Genomic DNA, 24,486 nt, shown 5'->3' on the forward strand with positions numbered 1-24,486 from the left:
GATGCTGCCAGGACTGGAAATGATGGCGTGCCCGGAGATGGCCGTATCGATGGACGTGATGCAACATGTCATCAACGTGGAATCGTCGCGCAATCCCTACGCCATCGGCGTGGTCGGCGGAGCGCTTGTGCGCCAGCCCAAGGCATTGGACGAAGCGCTGGCGACGGTGCGCATGCTGGAAGAGAAGGGCTACAACTTTTCCATCGGGCTGGCCCAGGTCAACCGCTACAACCTCGGCAAGTACGGCCTGGATTCCTACGAGAAGGCCTTCCAGCAGTGCCCGAACCTGCAGGCGGGCTCGCGCATCCTGGCCGAGTGCTACAAGCGCTCCGGTGGTGACTGGGGCAAGTCGTTCAGCTGCTACTACTCGGGCAATTTCGAGACCGGTTTCCGTCACGGCTACGTGCAGAAGGTCTATGACTCGATGCGCCGCGGGCAGCAGCTTGCCAGCAATGGGGCTGCGCCGATCGACGTGGTCAGCCGTGGCGAACGCCGCAGCGTAAAGGTCGAGCATCATCCGCAGCTGGCCTCTCCGGCGCAGGCGCGCATCGTTGCGCAGTCGAGTGGTCCGGTGTACGTGCCCTCCGAAGACCCGGCGCGTGCCTATGTCGTGTACCCATCTACCGGTGCGATGGCGCGGGGCAGCCTGCTGAACATCGCCGACCAGGCGCTGTCGAAGGTGGTGCTGGGTTCGGTGGACCGGATGATGCAACCGCAGGCACAGCAGATCCAAGGCGCCGCCTATCCGCAGCAACAGGCCCCTGGCATGCCGCAGCAGCTGCCTCAGCAGGGCGGCGCACAGGCGATGGCCATGCCGCAGCAGTTGCCGGGTGCTGCCGGCGCAAGCAATGAGGGGCCGGTGATGTTGCGACCCTGGAGCGAGCGGAATCTGCCGGTGGCCGGCAATGGCAATTCATACAACGCACCGGCGCAGGCCGCTCCGGTGCAGCAGATTCCCGCAGGGGATGCGGCCTTCGTGTTCTGACGAAGTCGTGGTACGGCCAGTCCCCCGGCTGGCCGATTCAGTTGTGTTAGTCCATCAACAAGGAAATCAATCCATGAAGCGATCCAATCTCGACCTCGTCCAGGCCCAGCGCACGCTGAAAACCCTGCTGATGGCCACGCTCTTCGTTGGCGCACTGTTCGCCCCGCAGGTCTTCGCCAACGGTGCTACCGACTTCGGCGGCACCGACAAGAAGGTCTGCGGCTTCTTCAACAACATCAACGGCCTGCTGAACATCGCCTCGATTGCCGTGGTCACCATCGCGGTGATCTTCGCCGGTTATCAGATCGCCTTCGCGCACAAGCGCATCGCTGACGTCGCCCCGATCCTGATCGGTGGCGTGCTGATCGGCGCCGCCGGCCAGATCGCGCGCATGCTGCTGGGTGATGGCAGCGACGGCAAGTGCGGTGGTGGCACCAGCACCTCCTACCTGATCAACCACGTGATCCAGTACTACAGTGCATAAGAACGTCGTGTTCCGCGGCTGCACGCGTCCAGCGATGTTCCTGGGCGTCCCCTACCTGCCATTTTTCATGGTGGCAGGTGGGTTGTTGCTGCTCAGCATGTACACGAACTTCTGGTTCCTGCTCACCATTCCGGTGGCGGTCTTCATCATGCGGCACATGGCCAAGCGTGACGAAATGATCTTCCGGCTACTGGGCCTGCGCCTGATGTTCAAGCTGAAGGTGCGCAACGTGCAGGAACACGATGGCATGTGGGTGTTCAACCCCAACCATTACCGCGACAAGCCGGCCCGAATGGATTGAGGTCCGGATCCGGCCTGGCGGCCGTCCGCGCCCGCCAGGTCTCTTGAAACTCCTTGGCAGTACCTCTTTGGAAGCAGTCGTATGTTCAGCCCTGACACCTCCATCAGTGAGTTCATTCCGTTGTCGTCGCATGTTGCCCCGAACGTGGTCAAGACCACGGGCGGCGACTACCTGCTGACCTGGCATCTGGAAGGGCTGCCGTTCGTCGGCCGTGAGGAGTGGGAGCTCGAGCATCGCCACAACACGTTCAACCGCCTGCTGCAGACGCTGCGCGCGCCTGATTTTGTCAACGTCGCCTTCTGGGTGCATGACATCCGTCGCCGCCGCACGCTGAAGGGCAAGAGCAACTACAAGCAGCGCTTCAACCAGGATGTGTCAGATCAGTACATGGGCATGCTGTCCTCGCAGCGCATCATGCAGAACGAGCTGTACCTGACCATGATCTACCGCCCGGTGGTGACGGGTAAGCGCTTCGTCGAAAAATCGGCGAACGTGGACAAGCTGCGCGCCGAGCAGGAGCAGGCGATCGAGAAGCTGATGGAGCTGGCCGGCAACGTCGAGGCCGTGATCCGCGATTACGCGCCGTATCGCCTGGGCATGTACGAAGCCAGGAACGGGGTGGTGTTCTCTGAAACGCTGGAGCTGTTCGGCTACCTGATCAATCGCATCGACGAGCCGGTGCCGGTGCTGTCGGCACCGATCAAGGATTACCTGCCTGTCAGCCGCCACATGTTCTCGGCCAAGACCGGTGACTTCGCAATCAACACCCCGAATGGTGCCAATCATTTCGGCGCCATCCTGAATATCAAGGAGTATGCCGAGGGAACCTACCCCGGCATCCTCAACGGCCTGAAGTACCTGGATTACGAGTACGTCATCACCCATTCGTTCAGCCCGATGGGGCGCCAGGATGCACTGAAGGTGCTCGATCGCACCAAGGGCATGATGATCTCGTCCGGCGACAAGGCGGTCAGCCAGATCGTCGAGCTCGATCAGGCCATGGATCAGCTGTCGTCGGGTAACTTCGTGCTGGGTGAATACCACTTCATCATGGCGGTCTACGGCGACACCCAGGCCAAGCTCTCGCAGAACGTCGCCTCGACCCGCGCCGAGCTCTCCAATGCCGGTTTCGTGTCGACCAAGGAAGACCTGGCGGTTACCTCGTCCTTCTACTCGCAGCTGCCGGGTAACTGGCGCTACCGCACCCGACTGGCCAATGTCAGCTCGTTGAATTTCCTGGGCCTGTCGCCACTGCACAACTTCGCCACCGGCAAGCAGCACAACAATCCGTGGGGCGACTGCGTCACCACGCTGCAGACCACCAACGGCCAGCCGTACTACTTCAATTTCCACGCGACCCACCCGTCGGAGAACTCGCTGGGTGAGAAGGCGATCGCCAACACCATGGTGATCGGCAAGTCCGGTACCGGTAAGACCGCGCTGATCAACTTCCTGCTCAGCCAGGTGCAGAAGTACGAGCCGTCGCCAACCATCTTCTTTTTCGACAAGGACCGCGGCGCGGAGATCTTCGTGCGTGCCTGCGGTGGCAACTACCTGGCCCTGGAGAACGGCGCGCCGACCGGCTTCAACCCGTTCCAGTGCGAGAACAACGAAGCCAATGTGCAGTTCCTTGCCGACCTGATCAAGGTGCTGGCCGGCAAGCGTGAATACAGCGCCCGCGAAGAAGAGGATATCTACCGCGCGGTGGAAAGCATGCTCGATACGCCGATGCACCTGCGCAGCATGACCAACTTCCAGAAGAGCCTGCCCAACATGGGCGACGATGGCCTCTACGCGCGCATGCGCCGTTGGACATCGGGCAATTCGTTGGGCTGGGTGTTCGACAATCCCGTGGATACCGTTGACCTGAGCAAGGCCAACATCATCGGCTTCGACTACACCGACATCATCGACAATCCTGAAGTGCGCGTGCCGGTGATCAATTACCTGCTGCACCGCCTGGAATCGCTGATCGACGGTCGTCCGCTGATCTACGTCATGGACGAGTTCTGGAAGATCCTCGACGGCGAGGGTGGCCTGAAGGAATTCGCGAAGAACAAGCAGAAGACCATCCGTAAGCAGAATGGTCTCGGCATCTTCGCGACGCAGAGCCCGGAAGATGCGCTGAAGAGCGATATCTCCGCCGCCCTGATCGAGCAGACCGCAACGCTCATCCTGCTGCCGAACCCGAATGCCAGCAAGAGCGACTACATGGATGGCCTGAAATTGACCGAGGCCGAGTTCAGGGTGGTGACCGCCCTGGACGAGCGCTCGCGCTGCTTCCTGGTCAAGCAGGGCCATGCGTCCAGCGTCTGCCAGCTCAACCTTCGTGGCATGGACGACATCCTGTCGGTGATCTCGGCCTCGACCGACAACATTGATGTCATGCATCGGGTGTTGCAGACGGCAGCGGTACGCAATCGCGTCACTGTCGACGAGCTCAGCCCGGAGCAGTGGCTGGAAGATTTCTACAGGAACCGGAAGGGATCGGGGAAGGAACCCCGTTCCGACGCGGCGTGATGGCCGTGCGAGCAGGAGACAGGCAAGTGGACGTCAATCAGAACAACAGGAGTTTCCCCATGAACAACGTCAAGCGTCGGGCCAGCGCCCGCAAGGTACTCAAGCCGATGGCCAAGGTGCTCGGCGTTGCCTTGGCCCTTTCAGCGACCAATGCGGGTGCCATCGGCCCGGTGCAGGAAACGGGTCCTGCGCTTTGGCAGCACATCTGGAACCAGTTCAACACTCTTCAGTCCAAAGTGCAGGAAAAGGCACAGTTCGTGAAGGAGAATACCCAGTGGCTGCGTGACTGGAATCAGACGATCAAGGAATACAACGAGATGCTCGTGAGGGTCCAGGGCATCGTCAATGATTTCGGCCTGCCCGCAGCTACGCCGTTGACGCCCGTGCCTCCGAAATACCTGATCGCCGAGACCTGCGGAACCGGGGCCCAGCTCAAGGACCTGATGACGTCGATCGTGTTCAAGCCTGACGGTGACTGGAAGGATCAGCAGACACAGATCTGCGTGAATATTCGCATGATGCAGAATCGCAAGTACAACGATGCGGTTGATTTCATGCAGAAGACCGGCCCATCGATCATGAAGAGCCTGGATTCGATCGCCCAGATTCGGTTTGGTAGCAGTCGCCTTGGTGATATGGAGGCGGTAGCAAACGACTCGTTGCGGACCGCCAATGAAATGAATGCGTCGGTTCAGAATTTTGAGGCGCGTATCAAGGCATATGACGCGTACATCTCGGTGATGGAAGCAAACCAGAAGGTCGTGGCGCAGGCAGCGTTGAAGGGGGATCCGATGAAGAACCTGGCTAGCGATCTGGTCAAGACGGTAGCGCTGAAGACGGCGTTGTCCATCGACTGATGCGTGGAATGGGGCACCTGGGGACCACGAATCCGCGTGGTGCTTCATGCGATAGCGGTATTACCAAGGGAATGTGGGTATGACGATCAGGTCGATTGCCAACTTTGATTTTTCGGGCGGTTTCCAGGATTTGATGGAGCACGCGGTGCGTGTCCAGTCGGTCGGCGATTTCGTGTTCTTCAAACTGATCCTGGACTACCTGCGGGACAAGATCGGCAAGTTTGGTTTCGACCTGATGGACAACATGATGGCGTGGGTTGGCGGTATTGCCCTGACCCTCATGACCTTGTGGGTGTTGATCCAAGGCTATCGCATCGTCACTGGGCGCAGTCGTGACTCGATGATGATCCTTGTGACGAACATGGCTCGCGCTGCTCTGATTGTTGCTGTGGCAACGAGCATGGGCATGTTTGGACGTGATCTTCATGAGTTCCTGACCGAGGATGTAAAGGGACTCATCACCCACGTCGTTACCGGCAAGGATCAGAAGCCGGAGCAGCAGATCGACAAGAGCCTGGCTTGGATGCAGGTGGCGCTGTCCAGCATTGATGGCATCAAGGTCCTCGGGGATCCGGGGCTGCAGGAAGAGAAGACACGAGCCATGTGGTTCATCGGTCTCGGTACGGGTGGCCCAGCCGTGACTGCGGGTTCAATGCTGTTGCTTTACGAAGTTGCGATGGCGTTGTTCATTGGGTTCGGGCCCTTGTTCATTCTTTGTCTCCTCTTCGACCAGACCAAGCAGTTGTTCCAGCGATGGTTGTTCTACGGCATTGGAACCATGTTCTCGATGGCGGTGCTGGCGGCCATGGTGTCGATCGCACTGGACATGGTAATTCGCGTGTCCGCCTCGTTCTGGGTGACAGCGCTTGTGAACAAGTTCCCGCTGATGGGCGCGTCCAGCGACGGCATGACCAGTCAGGCGATGCAGCAGGGCGGCATGGGATTGATCCTGACGACCCTGATTCTGACTGCGCCCCCAATGGCGGCGATGTTCTTCCAGGGAACCTTGGGTAGCTTCATGGCATATTCGCAGATAGGCGGCAGCCCGGTCGCTCAGGCGCCTGGTCCGAGCGGGCAGCCGCCGGGTAGCTATTACTCGCCGGCGACGCCAGAGAAGGGGAGCTCCGGGCATGGAGCAAGCGGAGTAGGGCAGATGAGTCGATCGACTGGATCTCCACATGTTGCCGATACGCAGTCGGATACAGGCCGATTTGCCAAGGCACCTATTTAGTTCGCGGAGATGCGTGTTGTCTGTGTAAGGAGAGTTGCCTGATGAGAGTGATCCATTTGCTAGCGCCGTTGGTGTTCATGTTCGCCACATCGGCTCTTGAGGCTCAGGCTGAGGGGCGGTGTCCTCCTGGGCAGTATCCGATCGGAGGGCAGGGCGTCGGTGGTTGCGCCCCGATTCCTGGAGGCGCGGGCACGACTACCAGTGGGCCTAGAGCGACGGGTAAATGGATCAAGACGTGGGGCGCAATATCGTTGGCGCCCTCGGGCGCCTCAGGCTCCTCAACTGGGCGTGTCCGGAAGGCGGAGGCTGTTGAAGAGGCGCAGAGGAGATGTGCTGAATCCGGTGGAGTGGGATGTAAGATCACCATTACTTACAAGAATCAATGCGTGGCCGCTGTTGTCGCCAGCTCGGGCACAGATGGAACCACGCAGTTTGGTACCGGCGCGACGATTGAGAGTGCTGAGGAGTTTGCTTCCCGGCTCTGTGCTTCGAAAGGAGGGCGCGATTGCGCTCCCGTCTATTCTGCTTGCTCTGAGCCGATCTTCGAGAAATTCTAGAAGTCCTATAGCGAGTCTGTGGTCGTCCGGCTAGATTGAATGTCAGCCAGATCGAAATGGTTAGGTGCCCCCATGGTTGCGCGCTGACTCGGGCGGCTGGTGTAGAGGCGAACAGCATGCGTCCGTAGCTCGAGTGCGTGGTGGCGGGAGCTGAATGACAGCAGATCAGATGCTGGATCTAGCATCGGCCCGGGATTGAGTGCCGAGGCGTGTTTTTTCTGATGTCTCATCACCCATGTCGTTACCGGAAAAGATTAGGCACCGGAAGAGCAGATCGACAAGAGTCTGGCTTGGATGCAGGTGGCGCTGTCCAGCATTGATGGCATCAAGATTCCGAATGACCCTGGATTGCAGGAAGACAAGACCCGGGCCATGTGGTTCATTGGCCTCGGCACTGGTGGTCCAGCGGTGACTGCGGGTTCAATGCTTCTGCTCTACGAAGTAGCAATGGCGCTGTTCATCGGATTCGGGCCGTTGTTCATTCTTTGCCTTCTGTTCGACCAGACCAAGCAGTTGTTCCAACGATGGTTGTTCTATGGCATCGGAACCATGTTCTCGATAGCGGTGCTGGCGGCCATGGTCTTGATTGCGCTGGACATGGTGATCCGCTTGTCTGCGTCGTTGTGGGTGACGGCGCTGGTGAACAAGTTCCCGCTGATGGGCGCATCCAGCGACGGCATGTCCAGTCAGGCGATGCAGCAGGGCCGCATGGGATTGATCCTGACGCCCCTGATTCTGACTGCGCCCCAATAGCGGCTATGTTCTTCCAGGGCAACTTGGGTAGCTACATGGCATATTCGCAGATTGGTGGCTCGCCGGCCGCGCAACCAGGACCACAGGGCCAACCGCCCGGATCTACGGGAGGCTCATCCTACAAGCCCAGTGCTCCAAGTAACAATCACGCATTCGAAGCGCCCGCTCAGAGCTCGATGCCCAGGTTTGGCAGTGCCGTTGATGCGCCCGTGTAGACTGGACAACGTGGTAATGCTTCAACGACGGATGTCTGACAGTAATTGCGGAGTTTTCAATGCGAATTAGTTGCGGATTTCTGGCTTGTGCTGCACTGGCTCTCGTTCCGTTTGCCGTCTTGGCTGAAGGTGGGAGTTGTCCTCCCGGGTTCTATCCGATCGGGGGACAGGGAGTGCAAGGGTGTGCGCCGATACCCGGCGCATCTAGCGGCTCAGCCGCCGCTCCCGTAGACGCGCCACCGATGCCGACCGGAGAGTGGCTTACGACCTGGGGAGCGGTCGCAGAATCTCCGACATCGAATTTGGTTGGAACCTCGGCAAACAAGCGCAGCAAGGAGCTTGCCGAATCGGAAGCAATTAGAAAGTGCGCGGCCGAGGGTTCGAGGGATTGTAGGACCACTGTTAGCTACTACAACCAATGCGTGGCATTTTCCGCGCCATCGTCAGGAAAAGGTCGGGGCTCGGTGAATACCGCAGTGGATATGGACACCGTTAAGGCTCGCGCACTTCGCAGTTGCAAGGATGTTGGAGGAGGCAGTTGCATCATTGCCTACTCGGAGTGCTCGAATCCGGTTTTTCGCGAGTTCTGAGTGAATCTATCGGGGTAAGTCAGCCTGATGGCTGGCGCTACCTGAGAGCATGATCGTCGACTCGGTCACCAAGTAGGTAACCGCTTTCGAAGATCGCGGTTTTATGTGATCAAGTGCGCTTTTCATCCCAAGCGCCCTTCGACGAGTGCTGCCTCTTCGAAGTAAGCTGCGTGCGCGTCAAAATTCCGGCGCATCGGTGCCATCGAGTGCAGGAGCTTTTCCGTCCATGAGGACTCTGACGACCCACGATGCGGGTAACGATTGCGACGATCTCAGACGCCGTAGGGCCGGGGCTATGATCCGCCATGGCGGACGCCGGGGTCCGCAGCCCAGTGCACGGGCTCCTGATCGACGCACGGGTACTGGCAAGTCAGGATTCAAGGAGTCGCAGGGGATGCAGAAGGGGAGTGGCGTACACATGGACAATGCCCTGGCGTTCGTTCCGTCCGGTGCGAACCTGCTGGAAGCGGTCAGGGGCGAGCTCAACGGCGATGGCATAGAGTATCAGCTGCTGGTCATCGACCAGCCGACACCGGAAGGGCTGGTGCCCGGCCAGCACGGACCAAACCGGGTGCTGCTGTTGCTGCGCGGTGACGGACGCGGGCGCTGGCAGCTGGCCGCGCGCAACGACAAGCTGGTGCCGTGTTCTACCCGAGGTGGCCTGGCCGGCGACCCTTTTGCGTATGCAATGGTCGAGGAAGGCACCTTCAGCGTGATCACCAACGGCGGTAGCCGCGAGCGCTGGAGCAGCACTTACCGGTTCCGGTATGCGCCCGCGGACAAGGCCTGCTGGGTGGACGGGGTGAGACGCAAGGTCGTGGATATCGAGACCGAAGCGACCCACATCCGGGATTACTCGGTGGCGGAGCTGGGCAGGGTGCGGTTCGAGGACTTCGACCCGTCCAGTGTCGCCGAGGTGTCGCTTCCATGAGCCAAGCTCCAACCGGCGGAAGGGAATCCGCGCTGATGAAGATTCAGGAGTTGCACTGTGTCGACCGATAGAGAGTCGCAACTGTTGCGGCAGGCGACCAAAGCCGGCATCGACTCCCCGCTTGAACTGGCCAATTTCATGGCCCAGGCAGGGCACGAGTCGCGCGGCTTGAGCCGGCTCAATGAGAGTTTCAACTTCACCCGGGGAATCTCGCAGATCCCGGTGGAAGCTGCGTGGCGCAATGGCAACGCTGCGCTGGAGAGCGCCCGCCAGGAAGCGCTGCATGGCTGCCCGGAAAACCTGGCTGAGCTGATGTACGGCGGGCGCATGGGCAATGACGCGCCTGGTGATGCGCTGAAGTACCACGGCCGCGGCTATCTGCCGTTGGTCGGCAAGGAGAATTACGAGCGTGCCGGCAAGGCGCTGGATCTGGACCTGGTGAATCAGCCGGAACTGGCCGCGCAGCCCGAGCACGCAGGCCGTATTGCGGTGTGGCAGTGGCAGACACGTGTGCCGGAAGCCGCGCGCGAGGATGTGCGCGAAGCAACGCATGCGCTCAATGGCGCCCTCAATGGCATCGAGGCGCGCCGGCAACGCTTCGAGGTCTGGCAGCAGAAGCTGACGCCGGACGTGATGGCGCGGCTGGAGCGGGGTGAGGTCGGTGCGCCGGCGCAGAGTGTTGCCCGAGACATGTCGCAGACTGGTGAGCCCGGCAACCCGTTGTTCGAGGATGCACGCCGACGCCTGCAGCAGATGGGAGCACAGAGTGGACTGCGCAGCATACAAGAGCTCGACAATACCGCTGGCGCATTGGCGCTGGGGGCGCATAAAGCCGGCCTGTCGCGCATCGATCATCTCCTGGCCGGCAATGACGGTCGCACGCTGTTTGCGGTACAGGGTGGGCTGGGCGATCCGGCCATGCTGCGCGCATCGGTCGATCGCGAACAGGCGGCGCAGCAGCCACTGGCGCAGAGCAGCCAGCAGTTGGCTGCCAGCGTCGCCCAGCAGGACCCGGCGGCCACGCTCGCGCGCGAGCAGGAGCAGCGTTCTCGATCCCTGTAACACCTGATGCCGGCGGGCAGGGTGCCCGCGGGCGCTTTACGTACGACGCGTGGCGTCCTGTGGCGCCGACATGGAAACCCACTCGTAAGGACACCACATGCGAATCGTTCCCCCGAATGCCCGGCACGCCGCCGCCCACTGCAGTGCATCCGTGCGCCGCCTGCCGTCACTCTGGCTGCTGTCACTTGGACTCGCCGCAGCGTCGGCACAGGCTCAGGAGGCCGCAGCACCCCTCGTGGAGACGCCCCGCGCTGCCGAGGCGGCCTTTGACGCGCCTGCAGGGACGGCGCACGTTGCAGCACCCACGGCGGCCGAAGCTGTTGCCGCGGCACCGGCTCCCGAAGTGCCGGCTGCCGTGACACCTCCTGCGACACCTGTGGTGGACGCGCAGCCGGCGCCGGCCGCAGGCCCGACGCCTGTGCCCGTTGCACCCGCAACGGTGGCGCCTGTCGCTGCGCCGCCTGCCGTCGTCGAGCCAGCCGTCCCGGCGGTAGCTCCCGCGCCACCCGCCTTGGCCATCGTGCCGTTGCAGCCCGAGCAGGCCACCGAGCGCGCGCTTGGCGCCCGTTGCCCGGTGGATCTGGCCGGGCGGCTGGCGACCCAGGGCGAGCTGCTGATCGGCGCCTGCCAGGGCAGGATGCCGGCGCATCTGGCCGCGCTGCTGGTCGCGCTGCCCCAGCAGGACATCCACCTGCCGCGCAGCTGGCGCGAGCGTGAGGTGCAGCAGAAGGCGTGGTTCAAGGCGGTGCCGGGCTACGGCCAGCGCCCGGACTTCATCGTGCGGATGGGCGACATCTGGGTGCGCTCGCTGGAAGGGCGCGACGCCGACAGCACGTTCTATCTGGTGTCAGCACCGTTCACCTGCAGCGACCAGGTCGCCAACCGCGATGAGTACGGCGCGGAGCCGGTCCGCGTGCCAGCGGGTGATTGCCGCGAGGCCTACGTGGCCCAGCGTGTGTACCAGGTCCGCGGGGACGCGGCGCCGAGGGATGTGACCGCCGATGCCATGCCGGCCATGCCCACGGTCACGGAGGCCGATCGTGCGCGTCAGCTGTCGCGTAAGGGACGGATCAGCCTGGACCATAGCAAGTTGCAGTACGGCCCGGCCATGCGCTGGTTCGTACAGTACCCGGAGTCTGCGCAGAAGGGCGGTCCGCGCGCCTACGGTGACTGGAACCGCGAGCACATCGCGTTCGTGGTCTGGACTGGGGATCGCTTCGAGCTGCGTGAGAAGGTCGCGCGGGCGCAGTGGCCCTGTGACCCGGTAGCGCCGGGCGATCGCGCCTGTGGTGGCTTCCCGGATTCCGGGCCGGATCTGTTCGTAACCGCCGGTGCGTCGGCGCCGGTCGCGGCCTCCAGCCCCTGACGCGCGATGCTGAAGTAAAGCGGGAGCCGGAATGACCGGCTCCCGCGCTGTTCATCAGGCCTGCATGCTGCGGGTCTGGTTCTGCTGTTGTTCCAGTTGCTGATCGCGGTCCTGTGCCAAGCGCTGTCCCGCGGCTTGCTGATCAATCCGCTGGCTGCTCTGCTCCAGCGGCGTGTTCATCGCCACCGCTGTGTCCACCGACACGCGCAGGTGTGCCGGGTCGCCGCCCTGGCCCTGCACCGCGAAGCTGCGTGAGGCGTCGGCATTCATCACCACCTCGTCGATGCGCTTGCCGCCTGCAGCGTGCATCTCCGCCGCCAAGCTACCGGCCAACTGCGTGCTCATCACATCCGGCACGCGGCCGACGCGGACGTCCTGCGCGTGCACGCCGCGGATCGCATCGTTGAACAATGGGTTGCCCAGGTGATTGGCATCGTCCATGCGCAGCATGCTGGTGTGATGGCCGTTCTTCTCCGCTTCGCGGCGTGCCGGTTCACCGGGCTGCAGCGGGCCGCGGATGTGGTCGTACAGATCGATGGCACCGCCCGGGATGCCCCGTGCCGCGCGGGTGACGCCGCGACGCAGTGACTCGACGTCGTCGCGGTACTCCTCGATCATCCTGGCGTTGTCTTTTGCCAGCTTCTGCGTTTCCGGGTGTTTCAGAACCGAGCCGTCGCCGAGGAAGTTGCCCAGCTTGTGCGCGCCGAAGGAGCTGGTGGCCGCGATGATCGGGCGGTCTGGGATCAGGTCACGCAGGGGGTGATTGCTGAAGCCGTTCGCTGCCAGCGTCTTGATCTCATCGGGCTTGGCATAGACGCGCACCTGGCCGAAGTGCGGCGAGGCAGCGCTGACCGGATCGGAGGCCATGACATGGTTGATCATGGTGTTGCCGCCTTCCGGAATGCGGTAGCTGAGGCTGACCGCGCCGTAGGCGTTGAAGGTCTCGCCCTTGACGTTGAAATGGTGCGAGGTGATCTGGGCGAGGGCGCCGCCGAGGGAGTGGCCTGTGACGGTGACCTGGGGGGCAGGTCCGCCGCTCAAGCGGGACTGAAGTGCGGCGCCTTCAATTGTCCTCTGCGTCAATGCGATCGCGTCAGGTGCCTGGACATTGGTGCGTGCAACCACCATTCCGCCATCGGTCAGAATCGCGTCGCGGGCGATCTGCTCGGTGCCACGATGGGCAATGACGATCTCTTTGGTGTCTACGCGCTGATAGACGGTGCCCTGATAGCCGTTGAGACGATTGTTGACATGCTCAAGTATCTTGTACTCATGGCCGTTTAACGTGACTTTTTCTTCTTGGCCGGGTTCACGTCGGCCGACGGCCCGATCCTTGTAGGCGTCATTGGATAACGCGGCGTAGTCCTGAGAGGTGACGGTCACGGCGCCACCTCACTTGCGGAGAGGGTGATCGTAAACAGCTTGTCCTGCAGATCAGGGGCGTAGTTGCTGCGATCGGGCTCGCCACTGGCTGGGAAGTTGGGAACGCGATCTGCCTTCGGATAGACCAGATCCGGATAGTAGAGCGTATGGGCGCCACCTTCGGTCAGCGGCTTGGCGTCGACGAAAGTGAGGAAGCGGGTCTCTTCTTCGGCACCCGTCGCCTTCAGCATTGCCCCGGCACCGGTGAACTCCCACTTGCAGACGCCACGACCGTAGTAGTCTTCATCCAGCATGCGGTCCACATACAGCGTGCCGCGGTACTCACCATCAGCGACCTTGCGCAGCTCCACCGGCTCCTGGCTGGTGATGCGTGCCGCCGTACCGGTGGCCGGCTCGATGTGGCCGCACTGGTCTTCGTTGGTGACGTCGTACTGGGCCACGCCTTCGACCACCGCGAAATCGCCCGGGGCGTCCTTCAGGCGCAGCACCAGCTCATAGGCCTTGCGCGGGCTGGGGTTGAGCTTGGCGAGGCCACGCCCACCCTGGGCGACATCGGCTTCAGCAGCGGCACGTTCCTGGTTCATGGCGGTCTCCGGGTTGCAGGCGGTCAATAGAAGCAGAGCAAGGCACGGAATCATCTTGTGGCGCAATGTCGGCCTCCTTTGGGGGTAGAGGTAAATGTGACACTGGCAGTTCATGGCACAAGCTTCTGCACAGTAGTGGTGGTTGAGAACAGCGCATTGCGCAGCTCTTCTTTGTACGCTGAAGGATCTTCCTTGCCGCTCGCTCCGTATCCGGTGATCTCTTCGATCCGCGGGTAGTCGGCGCGTGGGTAGTACCGTGTCAATTGGCTCCCCGCGTCCATGCGCTTCTTGTCGATGAACGTCAGGAATCGCGTATCCGCCTTGCCGTTCGTGGCGCGCAACATCGCACCGACACCTGTCAGCGACCAATGGCAGACGCCACGCCCGTAGTAGTCCTCGTCCAGCATGCGGTCCAGGTAGAACGTGCCGCGGTATTCGTGCTCGCCGACCTTGTGCAGGGTGACGGGCTCCTGGCTGGTGATGCGGCCTGCAGTGCCCGTTGCAGGCACGATCCGTCCACAGTCTGCGTAGTTGCTGGCGTCGTACTGGGCCGAGCCCTCAACAATCGCGAACGGGCCCGGCGCGTCCTTCAGTGTCAGTACCAGCTCGTAGCCCTGCTGCGGTGACGGGTTGAGCTTGGCCAGGCCGCGTCCACCTGCGGCAACGTCACGCTCTGCGTCCGCGTAAGGCGAGCAGGCCGTCAGTGCCAGCAAGAGGCCCATCGGTACCAGATGGCGTCCCTTGCGTGTCGGCATGGCTACATCCATGGCGGCATCCTGCATCGTGCGTCCGTGTCCATATATCCTTCCCTGGTGACAGGTTTATCGATTATGGAGTGTTCTGGAAACCTGGCGCCAGCTAGGGCAAGGCGTGGGTGACGGAATTTTGACGCATTCAGCGTTCGGCGGCGTCGCCGAATCGATTGCGGCACAGGCGATTCGAGGTTCGCGGGGCGATTGCGCCTCGCGCTCGACATTTCGCCGCCAATTTGTGACAACGGTCGCCAATTCACGCAACTCTCATGCAAGCGAACATTACGCCATGAACTACACCATCCGCGCCGAAGCCATTGATGATCACGCCACCCTCCATGCGCTCACCGAGGCCGCATTCCGGGACGCTGCGCACAGCAGCCATACCGAGCAGTTCATCGTCGACGCCCTGCGCGCCCTCGGGGAGCTGAGCGTTTCGCTGGTGGCCGAGATGGACGGCAAGGTGATCGGCCATGTGGCGGTGTCGCCGGTGACGATCAGCGATGGCAGCACGGGCTGGTTCGGCCTGGGACCGATCTCGGTATTGCCCGCGTGGCAGGGGCAGGGCATCGGTGCGGCCCTGATGCACGCCGCACTTGAAGCGCTGCGTCAGCAGGGTGCACATGGCTGTGTATTGCTGGGCGAGCCGGCCTATTACGGTCGCTTCGGCTTCCGTGCCGAGCCGGGCCTGGTCCTGCCGGGTGTGCCTGCAGAGTACTTCCAGGCACTTTGCCTGCAGCCTCCGCTGGCACAGGGCGAGGTGCAGTACTCACCGGCCTTCGAGGCGACGGCCTGATCCGGGCCTGGCACGTTCCCGCTCAGGGCGCGCGCCAGACGGTCGGTTCAGGTTGTGGCTTCGGAATGCGGTAGCCGCCGATGTGTTCAAGCAGTTCATTGGTACGGCGCTGCTCGACCAGTACCTCACGCAGCAGGTTGCGCACGGCGAAGATGGCGAATGGCACCAGGATCCAGACCAGGCTGATGCCCAGCGCAAACAGGGTCAGCAGGGCTTTTGCACCATCCATGCACGGCGTTCCTTGGTCGAAAGCAGCCACGCTAGCACGTGGCCGCTGCCGACGGATGTCAGCCGTTATGCCGAAGATGGATGAGCGGATACGGACGGCCTTGCGAATCGAGCGGTGAGCGGCCGCTTTCGACGAAGCCCATGCGCAGGTAGAAGCCGACGGCCTGTGCGTTCTGTTCGTTGACGTCAGTGCTCAGCTGCGGATGCTGGGCAAGTGCGTGTTGCAGCAGTTGCCGGCCGATCCCGGTGCCACGTACGTCGGGATCGATGAACAGCGCTTCCATGTGCGTGCCGTCGATCAGCATGAAGCCCAGCGGCCGATCCTGTGCATCGACAGCAACGGTCATCGGCGCCTGCGGCAGGAAACCGGCCACTTCGGCATCGATGGCCTGGCGGTCTTCGGCACTGAGGAAGTCGTGGGTGGCGTCGACGGCGCGACGCCAGAGGTCGACAAGGGCGGCGCCGTCGTCGGCGCGAGAGGGACGCAGGGTGGTCATGGGTTCACCAAGGTGCTTCGGAAGAGTGCGAAGTATGAGGCTTTCCGGTAGCGCCTGCAGGCGAAGATTCATCCCGCGTCGCGGTGGCGGATGAAGGGGCTGTGCGCAGTCGCGTCCGCGCGCAGCACCACCCCATCCTCGAAGTCATCGCTGTCGTTGAAGGGCACGATTGGCCACTGCCGCCAGTGCGTCAGTCGCTCGCGGTAGGAGAGGGTGGCTGCAACCAGTGCTTCGTCGTGGGCCTGCACGCGTTCCGCTGCAAGCCCGGAACGCACGCCATGCACCACGCATGGCTCCATCACCTCGAAGCCGACGTAGCGCAGGCTGTACATCAACGGCCACAGCAGCAATCGGGTGTCGCCTTCGCGGCCGTCCACCGCGCATGCCCGTGCCGATGAACCGGTGGTGACGCTCAGCAATGCACGCTTGCCCTGCATCACGCCATGTTCGTGGCGCTGACGGCTGTTGTACATCGGCCCATATACCAGCACGCGGTCCAGCCAGCCCTTGAGGATGGCTGGCGCCGCGAACCACCACAGCGGGAACTGCAGGATCACCAGGTCTGCGACCCGCAGCAGGTGCAGGTGACGTCGCACATCGGCGGGTAACTGCTCCAGTTCGGCGCTGTGGCGTTGTTCGCGCTGGGCATCGAAGCGCTCGGGCTGCAGGCGCCGTGGATGGTGCCAGGCCGCTTCCAGCGGATCGAAGCCTTCCGCATACAGGTCGACCACATCCACCTGCGAGTGGTCGTGCCTCAGCTGCTCGGCCGCCTGCGCGGCGAGGTGGGCATTGAAGGAGCGGGGTTCGGGGTGGGCAAGCAGGATCAGGGCGCGCATGGGCGAGGTGTTCGAGGAGTGTGCGACCATCCTCGCGGTGCCGGCATGCCCCGGCAATTACGCACCTTGAGGTAACCATGGCCTATCCGGGCGATGTCTATGCCGCCGATTGCTCGGCGCGCGATGCGCTGGCGCTGATCTCCGGCAAGTGGGTGATGCTGCTGCTGCCGGCATTGGCGCAGGGCCCGCTTCGCAACGGCGCGTTGCTGCGGAAGATCGAAGGCATCTCGCAGAAGGTGCTGACCCAGACTCTGCGACAGCTGGAGCGCAATGGGCTGGTCGAGCGGTGTGACCGGGGCAGCAAACCGCTGCATGTCGAGTACCGCCTGACCGAGGTCGCGCACGGTCTGGTCGAGACGTTGTCCGCCCTGGACCGCTGGGCGGAGCACAATTTCCCGGCGCTGGATGCGGCCCGCGAGCGCTTCGACGCGCGCTAGCGGCGCCTGTACGGCCCGGGGCGTACAATGCGGCCCCGGCGGCCATCCTGGCCCTGCACACACGCGAGAACCGCCATGACCGACGCCCTGGGCGTGCCGGTGCACGACACCGATGAACACTGGATGCGCCACGCGCTGGCGCTGGCCGAGCGCGCGCAGCGCGAGTTCGACGAAATTCCGGTCGGAGCCGTGCTGGTGGGTGCCGATGGCCAGCTGCTGGGGGAGGGCTGGAACCTCAACATCGCCTCGCACGACCCCAGCGCGCACGCCGAGATCGTGGCGATGCGGGCCGGCGGAAAGCTGCTGGCGAACCACCGCCTGCTCGGCAGCACGCTGTATGTGACCCTGGAGCCGTGCGCGATGTGCGCGATGGCGATCGTGCATGCACGCGTCGCCCGTCTGGTCTACGGCGCCAGTGACCCCAAGACGGGCGCCTGCGGCAGCGTGTTCGACCTCATTGGCGACGCCCGCCACAACCATCGCGTCGAGATTCACGGCGGGGTGCTGGCCAAGGAAGCCAGTACACGCCTGACCAATTATTTCCGCGCCAAACGTGGCAAGCCGCCGCTGCTGCTGGAAGACCACGTCGGCGAGGGCTGAGGGGCGAACGGGTATGATGGGCGCCTCTTTCCTTCACCGGTAGGCCGCGCGCCTGCCCAGCAACGAGGCGACACAATGGCGGACACCGGCGCGGCCAACGAACGACTGATCTGGATCGACCTGGAAATGACCGGGTTGGACACCGACAACGATTCGATCATCGAGATCGCCACCGTGGTCACCGATGCCCAGCTCAACGTGCTGGCCGAGGGCCCTGAATTCGCCATCCATCATCCGCTGGAAACGCTGGAAGCGATGGACGAGTGGAACCGCAACCAGCATCGTCGTTCGGGCCTGTGGCAGCGCGTGGTGGACAGCACCACCACGCTGGCCCAGGCCGAGGCGCAGACCGTGAACTTCCTGGCACAGTGGATTCCGGCCGGCCTGTCGCCGATGTGCGGCAACTCGATCTGCCAGGACCGCCGCTTCCTGCACCGCCAGATGCCGCGCCTGGAGAAGTATTTCCACTACCGCAACCTGGACGTGTCCACGGTGAAGGAACTGGCCAAGCGATGGGCGCCGACCGTGGCCGCCGGCGTCGGCAAGAACAGCAACCACACCGCGCTGAGCGACGTGCACGACTCGATCGCCGAGCTGCGCCACTACCGCCAGTTCATGGGCGCGCTTTCCGGCCTTTCGACGCCTTGATCGGTAGTGCCGGCCGCTGGCCGGCAAGGCGCCGGGGGCGGATGCCTTTCCAGCGGAAAGGGCTCTGACCCCTCTGTCGTGCCCCGCGACGAACCGTTCAACTCCCTGGCGCTAAGATCGGCGCCATGAACGAGCCCATCCTGCTCCCCCGCGACATCGCCCACGACGCCCGCGACTGGTCCGACCTGCAGCGGGCGGTGGCGCTGCTGGAAGCGCCGACCCTGACCGCGCGCATGGCCAACCTGGTTGGCACGCCGCTGGAGTTCGCGGTGAAGGCGCTGCCCAGTTCGGTCTCCAACCGCATCCACGATGCGGTGCAGGCGGCGCTGACCAAATCGGCGCAGGCCGCGCTGTGGAGCATGGACAACACCCCGGGCAAGGGGGCCTCCACCCGCTGGCACAAATTGGCGGCGGCCACCTCCGGCGCGGTCGGCGGGGCATTCGGCTTTGCGGCCTTGTTCATCGAGCTGCCGGTGTCGACCACCATCATGATGCGCGCGGTGGCCGACGTGGCCCGCAGCGAGGGCTTTGACCTGTCCGAATTCAGCACCCGCCAGGCCTGCCTGGAGGTGTTCGCGCTGGGTGGCAACTCGCCGCGCGATGACGCCAGCGAGACCGGCTACTACCTGGCCCGCGGCTTCACCACCGACGTGATGCGCCACCTGTCGGCCGAATTGGCCGGGCGCGTGGTGACCGGCCGCGACCTGACCCTGGGCGTGGCACCGAAGGAGGCCGGCAAGCTGCTGGCGAAGATGGTGGAGAAAGTGGCGGCGCGTTTCGGCGTGGTGGTCACCGAGAAATTCGCCGCGCAGGCGGTGCCGATTGTCGGTGCCGCTGCAGGTGCAACGCTCAATACCATGTTCACCGACTACTACCAGGACATGGCGCGCGGTCACTTCATCGTGCGCCGGCTGGAGCTGAAGTACGGGGAAGACGTGGTGCGCACCTGCTATGACCGCGTGGCGCATGGCGCGGTAAAGATCGAACCCCGCCTGGAGTAGATCCACGCCATGCGTGGATGAGCCTTCATGCCGGGCCATCCTTGCCTGCCGGGCACAACTGTTTTGCCACAACACGCCTGTTGCCTTTCGCAGGCGGTCCCCATTCTTGCTGGCACTCCCCCCGCAAGAGATGTCCGCCATGTTGTTCACCTCCCACCGTCTGGGCACGCTGACCCTGCCCAACCGCATCGTGATGCCGCCGATGACCCGCTCGCGTGCGGCTGCCGGCAACGTTGCTACCGCCGAGATGGCGACCTACTACGCGCAGCGTGCCGGTGCCGGCCTGATTGTCAGCGAAGGCACCCAGATCAGCCCGCAGGGCCAGGGCTATGCCTGGACGCCGGGCATCCACAGCCCCGAACAGGTAAAGGGCTGGCGGCAGGTGACCGATGCGGTGCACGCCGCCGGTGGCCGCATCTACGCGCAGTTGTGGCACGTCGGCCGCGTCTCGCATGTGGCCCTGCAGCCCGATGGCGCAGCGCCGGTGTCTTCCTCGGCATTGCTGGCCGATGGCGTGAAAGTGTTCGTCGACCCGACAGGGGCAGGTCCCGAAGCCGGCGTCGGCGAGATGATCCAGCATTCGATGCCACGTGCGCTGCGCGAAGACGAGATTCCGGGCATCGTCGCCGATTACGCGCAGGCCGCCCGCAATGCGCTGGAGGCGGGCTTCGACGGCGTCGAACTGCATGGCGCCAATGGCTACCTGATCAACCAGTTCATCGACTCGCAGGCCAACCAGCGTACCGATGGCTATGGCGGTTCGCTGCAGAACCGGCTGCGCTTCCTGCGCGAGGTCGTGCAGGCGGTGGTCGAGGTTGCCGGTGGCGAGCGTGTGGGCGTGCGCCTGGCGCCGCTGACCACGCTGCAGGGGGCGGTGGACGATACGCCGCAGGCGACCTATCTGGCTGCCGCACACCTGCTCGGTGAGATGGGGGTGGGCTACCTGCACATTGCCGAAGCGGATTGGGATGATGCGCCGCTGATGCCGGTGGCGTTCAAGCAGGCGCTACGCATGGTCTACCCGGGCACGCTGATCTACGCCGGCAAGTACACCGCCGAGCGCGCCAAGCAGGCGCTGGCCGAAGGCTGGGCCGACCTGATCGGTTTCGGCCGGCCGTTCATTGCCAACCCGGACCTGCCTGAGCGCCTGCGTACGGGTGCAGAACTGAATCCGCCGGATCGCGCCACATTTTTCGGTGGTGGTGCGAAGGGTTTCACCGATTACCCGGCGCTGGAAGAGGCCGCCGAGGCCTGATGCCCATCGGTGGGTGCCGACCGTTGGCCGGCACTCCCGGGTTGGATCAGGGCTTGTCGCGCACCAGCGCGTCCGCTTCGACCACGCCGCCATCCTTGCCATGCAGGTACAGGTGCATGTCCTGCTGCGGGTACGGGATGTTGATGCCGGCCTTGTCATAGCCCAGCTTCAGCTGTTCCAGCAACGTGACTTTGGTACCGAACCAGTCGGCCGACTTCACGTAGCAGCGGATGCCGAGGTTGATCGCGTGCGCGCCGAGTTCGTATACCACCACGTCCGGTGCTGGCGTCTGCAGCACGCGCGGGTCGGCCTTCATCAGCGCCAGCGCGGTGTCGCGTGCCAGCTGGATGTTGTCTTCGTAGCCGATGCCGATCACCAGTTCGACGCGGCGCGTCGGTTCGGCGGTGAGGTTGATGATCGGCGCGGCGGTGATCAGTGTGTTCGGAATGGTGGTGTGCTGGTTGTCGGCGCCGGTAAGCACGGTCTGGAAGATGCGCACTTCGCGCACGGTGCCGGTCTGGCCGGCCACGGTGACCACATCGCCCACGCGGAACGGTCGCAGCGTCACCAGCATCACGCCCGAGGCGATGTTGGACAGCGAATCCTTCAATGCCAGACCGACCGCCAGGCCAGCGGTGCCGAGCACGGCCAGCAGCGGGGTGATCTGCACGCCCAGCGTGCCGATCGCCAGCACCACCACGATCACAAGCGATGCGGCATACACCACGTTGCGCAGGAAGCTGCCCAGCATCGGGTCCACGCCCATGCGCGCGGTCGCCCGTGGCATTGCATTGGATAGACGTCGTGCCACCCACAGGCCGACCAGCAGCACCACGATCGCGGCCAGCAACGGTACGCCGTAGGTTTCCAGCAGGCGCTCCCAGTCGAGCGAGTGGAACCAGGGCGTTGCGGCGGGCGAGGGCGGTGCGGCGGCGATCATGCGGAAATTCCTTTGCTGCTGCGGGACAGGTGCGAGGTACGCGTGGCGTGCAAGGACGCCAGAAACAGCAAGCCCCGCAGAGGCGGGGCTTGCGTGCAGCAGCAGTATCGGCTGACGCCGATGAACACGACGTCAGCCTGCGGCCTTTACGGCATCAGCCGTTGGCCTTCAGCTTGGCCAGGCGCAGCCAGGTATCGACCACGGTGTCCGGGTTCAGCGACACCGACTCGATGCCTTCCTGCATCAGCCACTCGGCCAGATCCGGGTGATCGGACGGGCCCTGGCCGCAGATGCCGACATACTTGCCCTTGGCACGTGCTGCCTTGATCGCCATCGACAGCAGCTTCTTCACTGCCGGGTTACGCTCGTCGAACAGGTGCGCGACGATCGACGAGTCGCGGTCCAGGCCCAGGCTCAGCTGGGTCAGGTCGTTGGAGCCGATCGAGAAGCCGTCGAAGATTTCCAGGAATTCATCGGCGAGCAGTGCGTTGGACGGCACTTCGCACATCATGATGATCTTCAGGCCGTTCTCGCCCTGCTTCAGGCCGTTCTGTTCCAGCACCTCGATGACCTTGCGGCCTTCTTCCAGGGTGCGCACGAACGGAATCATGACCCACAGGTTGTCCAGGCCCATTTCGTTGCGCACGCGCAGCACGGCCTTGCACTCCAGCGCGAAGGCGGCCGAGAAGCTCGGGTCGACGTAACGGCTGGCGCCGCGGAAGCCGATCATCGGGTTCTCTTCGTGCGGCTCGTAGTTGCTGCCGCCGATCAGGTTGGCGTACTCGTTGGACTTGAAGTCCGACAGGCGCACGATCACCGGGTTCGGCGCGACCGAAGCAGTGAGGGTGGCGATGCCTTCGGCCAGGCGGTCCACGTAGAAGCTGACCGGATCACCGTAGCCGGCGATCTTCTCGTCGATCTTCTTCTTGGTCGCCGCGTCCTGGCGGTCGTACTCCAGCAGCGCGTTCGGGTGGATGCCGATGTGGCTGGCGATGATCATTTCCAGGCGGGCCAGGCCGATACCTGCGTTCGGCAGCTGGCCGAAGTCGAAGGCACGTTCCGGGTTGGCCACGTTCATCATGATCTTCAGCGGTGCCGGCGGCATGTTGCCCAGATCGGTGGTGGTGCGCTCGAAGCCGAGCTTGCCTTCGTAGATGAAGCCGGTATCGCCTTCAGCGCAGCTGACGGTGACCAGCTGGCCATCTTCGATGACCTTGGTGGCGTTGCCCGAACCGACCACGGCCGGCACGCCCAGCTCGCGCGCGATGATCGCGGCGTGGCAGGTACGGCCACCGCGGTTGGTGACGATGGCCGAGGCGCGCTTCATCACCGGCTCCCAATCGGGATCGGTCATGTCGGCGATCAGCACGTCGCCCGGCTGCACGCGGTTCATGTCGTCCAGCGTCTTCACCACGCGGGCTACGCCCGAGCCGATCTTGGCACCGACGGCACGGCCTTCGGCCAGCACGTTGCCGCCCTTTTCGGTCAGCGCGAAGCGCTCGATCTGGGTGGCGTGGCTGCGCGACTTCACCGTTTCCGGGCGTGCCTGCACGATGAACAGCTTGCCGCTGACACCGTCCTTGGCCCACTCGATGTCCATCGGGCGGCCGTAGTGCTTTTCGATGACCAGCGCCTGCTTGGACAGTTCCTGCACGTCCTCGTCGCTGATCGAGAAGGTGTTGCGCAGCTCTGCCGGGGTGTCCTCGATCTTCACGCGCTCGCCGGGGACGTCCGAATACACCATGCGGATCGCCTTGCTGCCGAGCGAGCGGCGCAGGATCGCCGGCTTGCCGGCCTGCAGGGTGGGCTTGTAGACGTAGTACTCGTCCGGGTTGACCGCGCCCTGCACGACCATTTCGCCCAGGCCGAACGAAGAGGTGACGAACACCACGTCGCGGAAGCCGGACTCGGTGTCCAGGGTGAACAGCACGCCGGAGGAACCGACGCCCGAACGCACCATCAGCTGCACGCCGGCGGACAGGAACACGTCCTCATGCTTGAAGCCGTGGTGCACGCGGTAGGCAATGGCACGATCGTTGTACAGCGAGGCGAACACTTCCTTGACCTTGTGCACGACGTCGTCGGCACCGGTGACGTTGAGGAAGGTTTCCTGCTGGCCGGCGAAGGATGCATCCGGCAGATCCTCGGCGGTGGCCGACGAACGCACGGCCACGGCCACGTCGCCGCCGCCATTGTCGGCGCTCAGCTTGGCGTAGGCGGTGCGGATGTCCTGGTCCAGCTGCGGCTGCAGCGGCGCGTCGATCACCCAGCTGCGGATCTCCTTTCCCGCGGCGGTCAACGCGTTGACGTCCTCGACGTCCAGCGTGGCCAGCTTGTCGAAGATGCGCTTGGACAGGTCGTTGTGCGCGATGAAGTCCTTGAAGGCTTCAGCGGTGGTCGCATAACCTCCGGGAACGGAGACGCCCAGACCGGCCAGATTGCCGATCATCTCGCCCAGCGAGGAATTCTTGCCGCCTACGCGGGCCAGGTCGGCCAGACGCAGTTCGTGCAACCACAGGATGTTCTCGTTCAAGCGCGATGCTCCGTTTGGCCATCGCCCGAGGCGGGCTGAGTGGCCGCGTCCGTAGGAAGAAGCCGATATGATGCCGGGCAGACCGCTGTCGACACAAGCTTGTGTTGGCGGCCCTTTTAGGCTTCGTAGGGGGTAAAAGCGCGC

Annotated in this window: 25 protein-coding genes and 1 pseudogene; 18 read left to right on the forward strand and 8 right to left on the reverse strand. The window is 63.6% G+C overall.

What is annotated here, in order from left to right:
• Position 1: 1 nt before the first annotated feature.
• The 12 genes and pseudogenes from AC5P8D_RS02030 (at position 2) to AC5P8D_RS02085 (ending at position 11,852) form a co-directional block, all read left to right on the forward strand.
• Positions 2-985: a lytic transglycosylase domain-containing protein gene (locus AC5P8D_RS02030; RefSeq protein ID WP_159360323.1), complete on the forward strand. Its 984-nt coding sequence runs from the start codon at positions 2-4 to the stop codon at positions 983-985.
• A gap of 73 nt (positions 986-1,058) precedes the next feature.
• Positions 1,059-1,469, forward strand: a complete 411-nt coding sequence (locus tag AC5P8D_RS02035; RefSeq protein WP_049436633.1) for a TrbC/VirB2 family protein — start codon at positions 1,059-1,061, stop codon at positions 1,467-1,469.
• Positions 1,462-1,770, forward strand: a complete 309-nt coding sequence (locus AC5P8D_RS02040) for a VirB3 family type IV secretion system protein (protein ID WP_100049996.1) — start codon at positions 1,462-1,464, stop codon at positions 1,768-1,770. The genes AC5P8D_RS02035 and AC5P8D_RS02040 overlap by 8 nt, the downstream gene beginning before the upstream one ends.
• Positions 1,771-1,851: 81 nt before the next feature.
• Complete coding sequence (locus tag AC5P8D_RS02045; RefSeq protein ID WP_313268384.1) at positions 1,852-4,290, forward strand: VirB4 family type IV secretion/conjugal transfer ATPase; 2,439 nt, start codon at positions 1,852-1,854, stop codon at positions 4,288-4,290.
• Between the two features lie 59 nt (positions 4,291-4,349).
• Complete coding sequence (locus AC5P8D_RS02050; RefSeq protein WP_054172017.1) at positions 4,350-5,147, forward strand: hypothetical protein; 798 nt, start codon at positions 4,350-4,352, stop codon at positions 5,145-5,147.
• Between the two features lie 79 nt (positions 5,148-5,226).
• On the forward strand, positions 5,227-6,378 hold the full coding sequence (locus tag AC5P8D_RS02055; RefSeq protein WP_236565072.1) for a TrbL/VirB6 family protein: 1,152 nt from the start codon (positions 5,227-5,229) through the stop codon (positions 6,376-6,378).
• 77 nt (positions 6,379-6,455) lie between these two features.
• A complete protein-coding gene (locus AC5P8D_RS02060) occupies positions 6,456-6,935 on the forward strand; it encodes a DUF4189 domain-containing protein (protein ID WP_230080658.1) in 480 nt (159 codons plus the stop codon).
• A gap of 225 nt (positions 6,936-7,160) precedes the next feature.
• Positions 7,161-7,903: pseudogene (locus AC5P8D_RS02065) on the forward strand (type IV secretion system protein); the annotation flags it as partial.
• Between the two features lie 242 nt (positions 7,904-8,145).
• Positions 8,146-8,493 (forward strand): DUF4189 domain-containing protein, encoded by a 348-nt coding sequence (locus tag AC5P8D_RS02070; protein ID WP_159360321.1) that lies wholly within the window; start codon positions 8,146-8,148, stop codon positions 8,491-8,493.
• Between the two features lie 394 nt (positions 8,494-8,887).
• Entirely contained in the window at positions 8,888-9,424 is a 537-nt protein-coding gene (locus AC5P8D_RS02075; RefSeq protein ID WP_241885282.1) for a hypothetical protein, read from the forward strand.
• A gap of 57 nt (positions 9,425-9,481) precedes the next feature.
• On the forward strand, positions 9,482-10,486 hold the full coding sequence (locus AC5P8D_RS02080) for an XVIPCD domain-containing protein (protein WP_329764511.1): 1,005 nt from the start codon (positions 9,482-9,484) through the stop codon (positions 10,484-10,486).
• A gap of 97 nt (positions 10,487-10,583) precedes the next feature.
• Positions 10,584-11,852, forward strand: a complete 1,269-nt coding sequence (locus AC5P8D_RS02085) for a hypothetical protein (RefSeq protein ID WP_373695618.1) — start codon at positions 10,584-10,586, stop codon at positions 11,850-11,852.
• 54 nt (positions 11,853-11,906) lie between these two features.
• On the opposite strand, the gene AC5P8D_RS02090 is transcribed toward AC5P8D_RS02085, so the two are convergent.
• From AC5P8D_RS02090 to AC5P8D_RS02100, 3 genes are read right to left on the reverse strand one after another with little or no spacing between them, the layout of a single operon-like run.
• A complete protein-coding gene (locus tag AC5P8D_RS02090) occupies positions 11,907-13,235 on the reverse strand; it encodes an XVIPCD domain-containing protein (RefSeq protein WP_049455016.1) in 1,329 nt (442 codons plus the stop codon).
• Positions 13,232-13,885, reverse strand: a complete 654-nt coding sequence (locus tag AC5P8D_RS02095) for a hypothetical protein (protein ID WP_049455015.1) — start codon at positions 13,883-13,885, stop codon at positions 13,232-13,234. The genes AC5P8D_RS02090 and AC5P8D_RS02095 overlap by 4 nt, the downstream gene beginning before the upstream one ends.
• Positions 13,886-13,929: 44 nt before the next feature.
• Positions 13,930-14,586, reverse strand: a complete 657-nt coding sequence (locus tag AC5P8D_RS02100) for a hypothetical protein (protein ID WP_395137088.1) — start codon at positions 14,584-14,586, stop codon at positions 13,930-13,932.
• A gap of 274 nt (positions 14,587-14,860) precedes the next feature.
• Between AC5P8D_RS02100 and AC5P8D_RS02105 the strand changes: the two genes are divergently transcribed.
• A complete protein-coding gene (locus AC5P8D_RS02105) occupies positions 14,861-15,367 on the forward strand; it encodes a GNAT family N-acetyltransferase (RefSeq protein ID WP_071306062.1) in 507 nt (168 codons plus the stop codon).
• Positions 15,368-15,389: 22 nt separating this feature from the next.
• On the opposite strand, the gene AC5P8D_RS02110 is transcribed toward AC5P8D_RS02105, so the two are convergent.
• The 3 genes from AC5P8D_RS02110 to AC5P8D_RS02120 form a co-directional block, all read right to left on the reverse strand.
• Positions 15,390-15,596 (reverse strand): hypothetical protein, encoded by a 207-nt coding sequence (locus AC5P8D_RS02110; protein ID WP_005410107.1) that lies wholly within the window; start codon positions 15,594-15,596, stop codon positions 15,390-15,392.
• A gap of 58 nt (positions 15,597-15,654) precedes the next feature.
• On the reverse strand, positions 15,655-16,092 hold the full coding sequence (locus tag AC5P8D_RS02115) for an acetyltransferase (protein ID WP_010484891.1): 438 nt from the start codon (positions 16,090-16,092) through the stop codon (positions 15,655-15,657).
• Positions 16,093-16,160: 68 nt separating this feature from the next.
• On the reverse strand, positions 16,161-16,928 hold the full coding sequence (locus AC5P8D_RS02120; RefSeq protein WP_043403253.1) for an NAD(P)H-dependent oxidoreductase: 768 nt from the start codon (positions 16,926-16,928) through the stop codon (positions 16,161-16,163).
• Between the two features lie 77 nt (positions 16,929-17,005).
• On the opposite strand from AC5P8D_RS02120, the gene AC5P8D_RS02125 reads away from it, so the two are divergent.
• The 5 genes from AC5P8D_RS02125 (at position 17,006) to AC5P8D_RS02145 (ending at position 20,869) form a co-directional block, all read left to right on the forward strand.
• On the forward strand, positions 17,006-17,365 hold the full coding sequence (locus AC5P8D_RS02125; protein WP_010484895.1) for a winged helix-turn-helix transcriptional regulator: 360 nt from the start codon (positions 17,006-17,008) through the stop codon (positions 17,363-17,365).
• A 75-nt stretch (positions 17,366-17,440) separates the two neighbouring features.
• Positions 17,441-17,965 (forward strand): tRNA adenosine(34) deaminase TadA, encoded by a 525-nt coding sequence (gene tadA / locus AC5P8D_RS02130; RefSeq protein ID WP_049436615.1) that lies wholly within the window; start codon positions 17,441-17,443, stop codon positions 17,963-17,965.
• A gap of 75 nt (positions 17,966-18,040) precedes the next feature.
• Entirely contained in the window at positions 18,041-18,613 is a 573-nt protein-coding gene (orn, locus tag AC5P8D_RS02135; protein ID WP_043402905.1) for an oligoribonuclease, read from the forward strand.
• A 125-nt stretch (positions 18,614-18,738) separates the two neighbouring features.
• Positions 18,739-19,614: an EcsC family protein gene (locus AC5P8D_RS02140; protein ID WP_495203029.1), complete on the forward strand. Its 876-nt coding sequence runs from the start codon at positions 18,739-18,741 to the stop codon at positions 19,612-19,614.
• Between the two features lie 139 nt (positions 19,615-19,753).
• Positions 19,754-20,869 (forward strand): alkene reductase, encoded by a 1,116-nt coding sequence (locus AC5P8D_RS02145; RefSeq protein WP_495203030.1) that lies wholly within the window; start codon positions 19,754-19,756, stop codon positions 20,867-20,869.
• A 46-nt stretch (positions 20,870-20,915) separates the two neighbouring features.
• On the opposite strand, the gene AC5P8D_RS02150 is transcribed toward AC5P8D_RS02145, so the two are convergent.
• Together AC5P8D_RS02150 and ppsA are read right to left on the reverse strand one after the other, a co-directional pair.
• Positions 20,916-21,809, reverse strand: coding sequence for a mechanosensitive ion channel family protein (locus tag AC5P8D_RS02150; protein WP_010484905.1), 894 nt, complete (start codon positions 21,807-21,809; stop codon positions 20,916-20,918).
• 154 nt (positions 21,810-21,963) lie between these two features.
• Positions 21,964-24,342: a phosphoenolpyruvate synthase gene (ppsA, locus tag AC5P8D_RS02155; RefSeq protein ID WP_010484907.1), complete on the reverse strand. Its 2,379-nt coding sequence runs from the start codon at positions 24,340-24,342 to the stop codon at positions 21,964-21,966.
• Positions 24,343-24,486: the final 144 nt, after the last annotated feature.

The organism is Stenotrophomonas sp. YJH_SMC_101-4 (assembly GCF_059370395.1).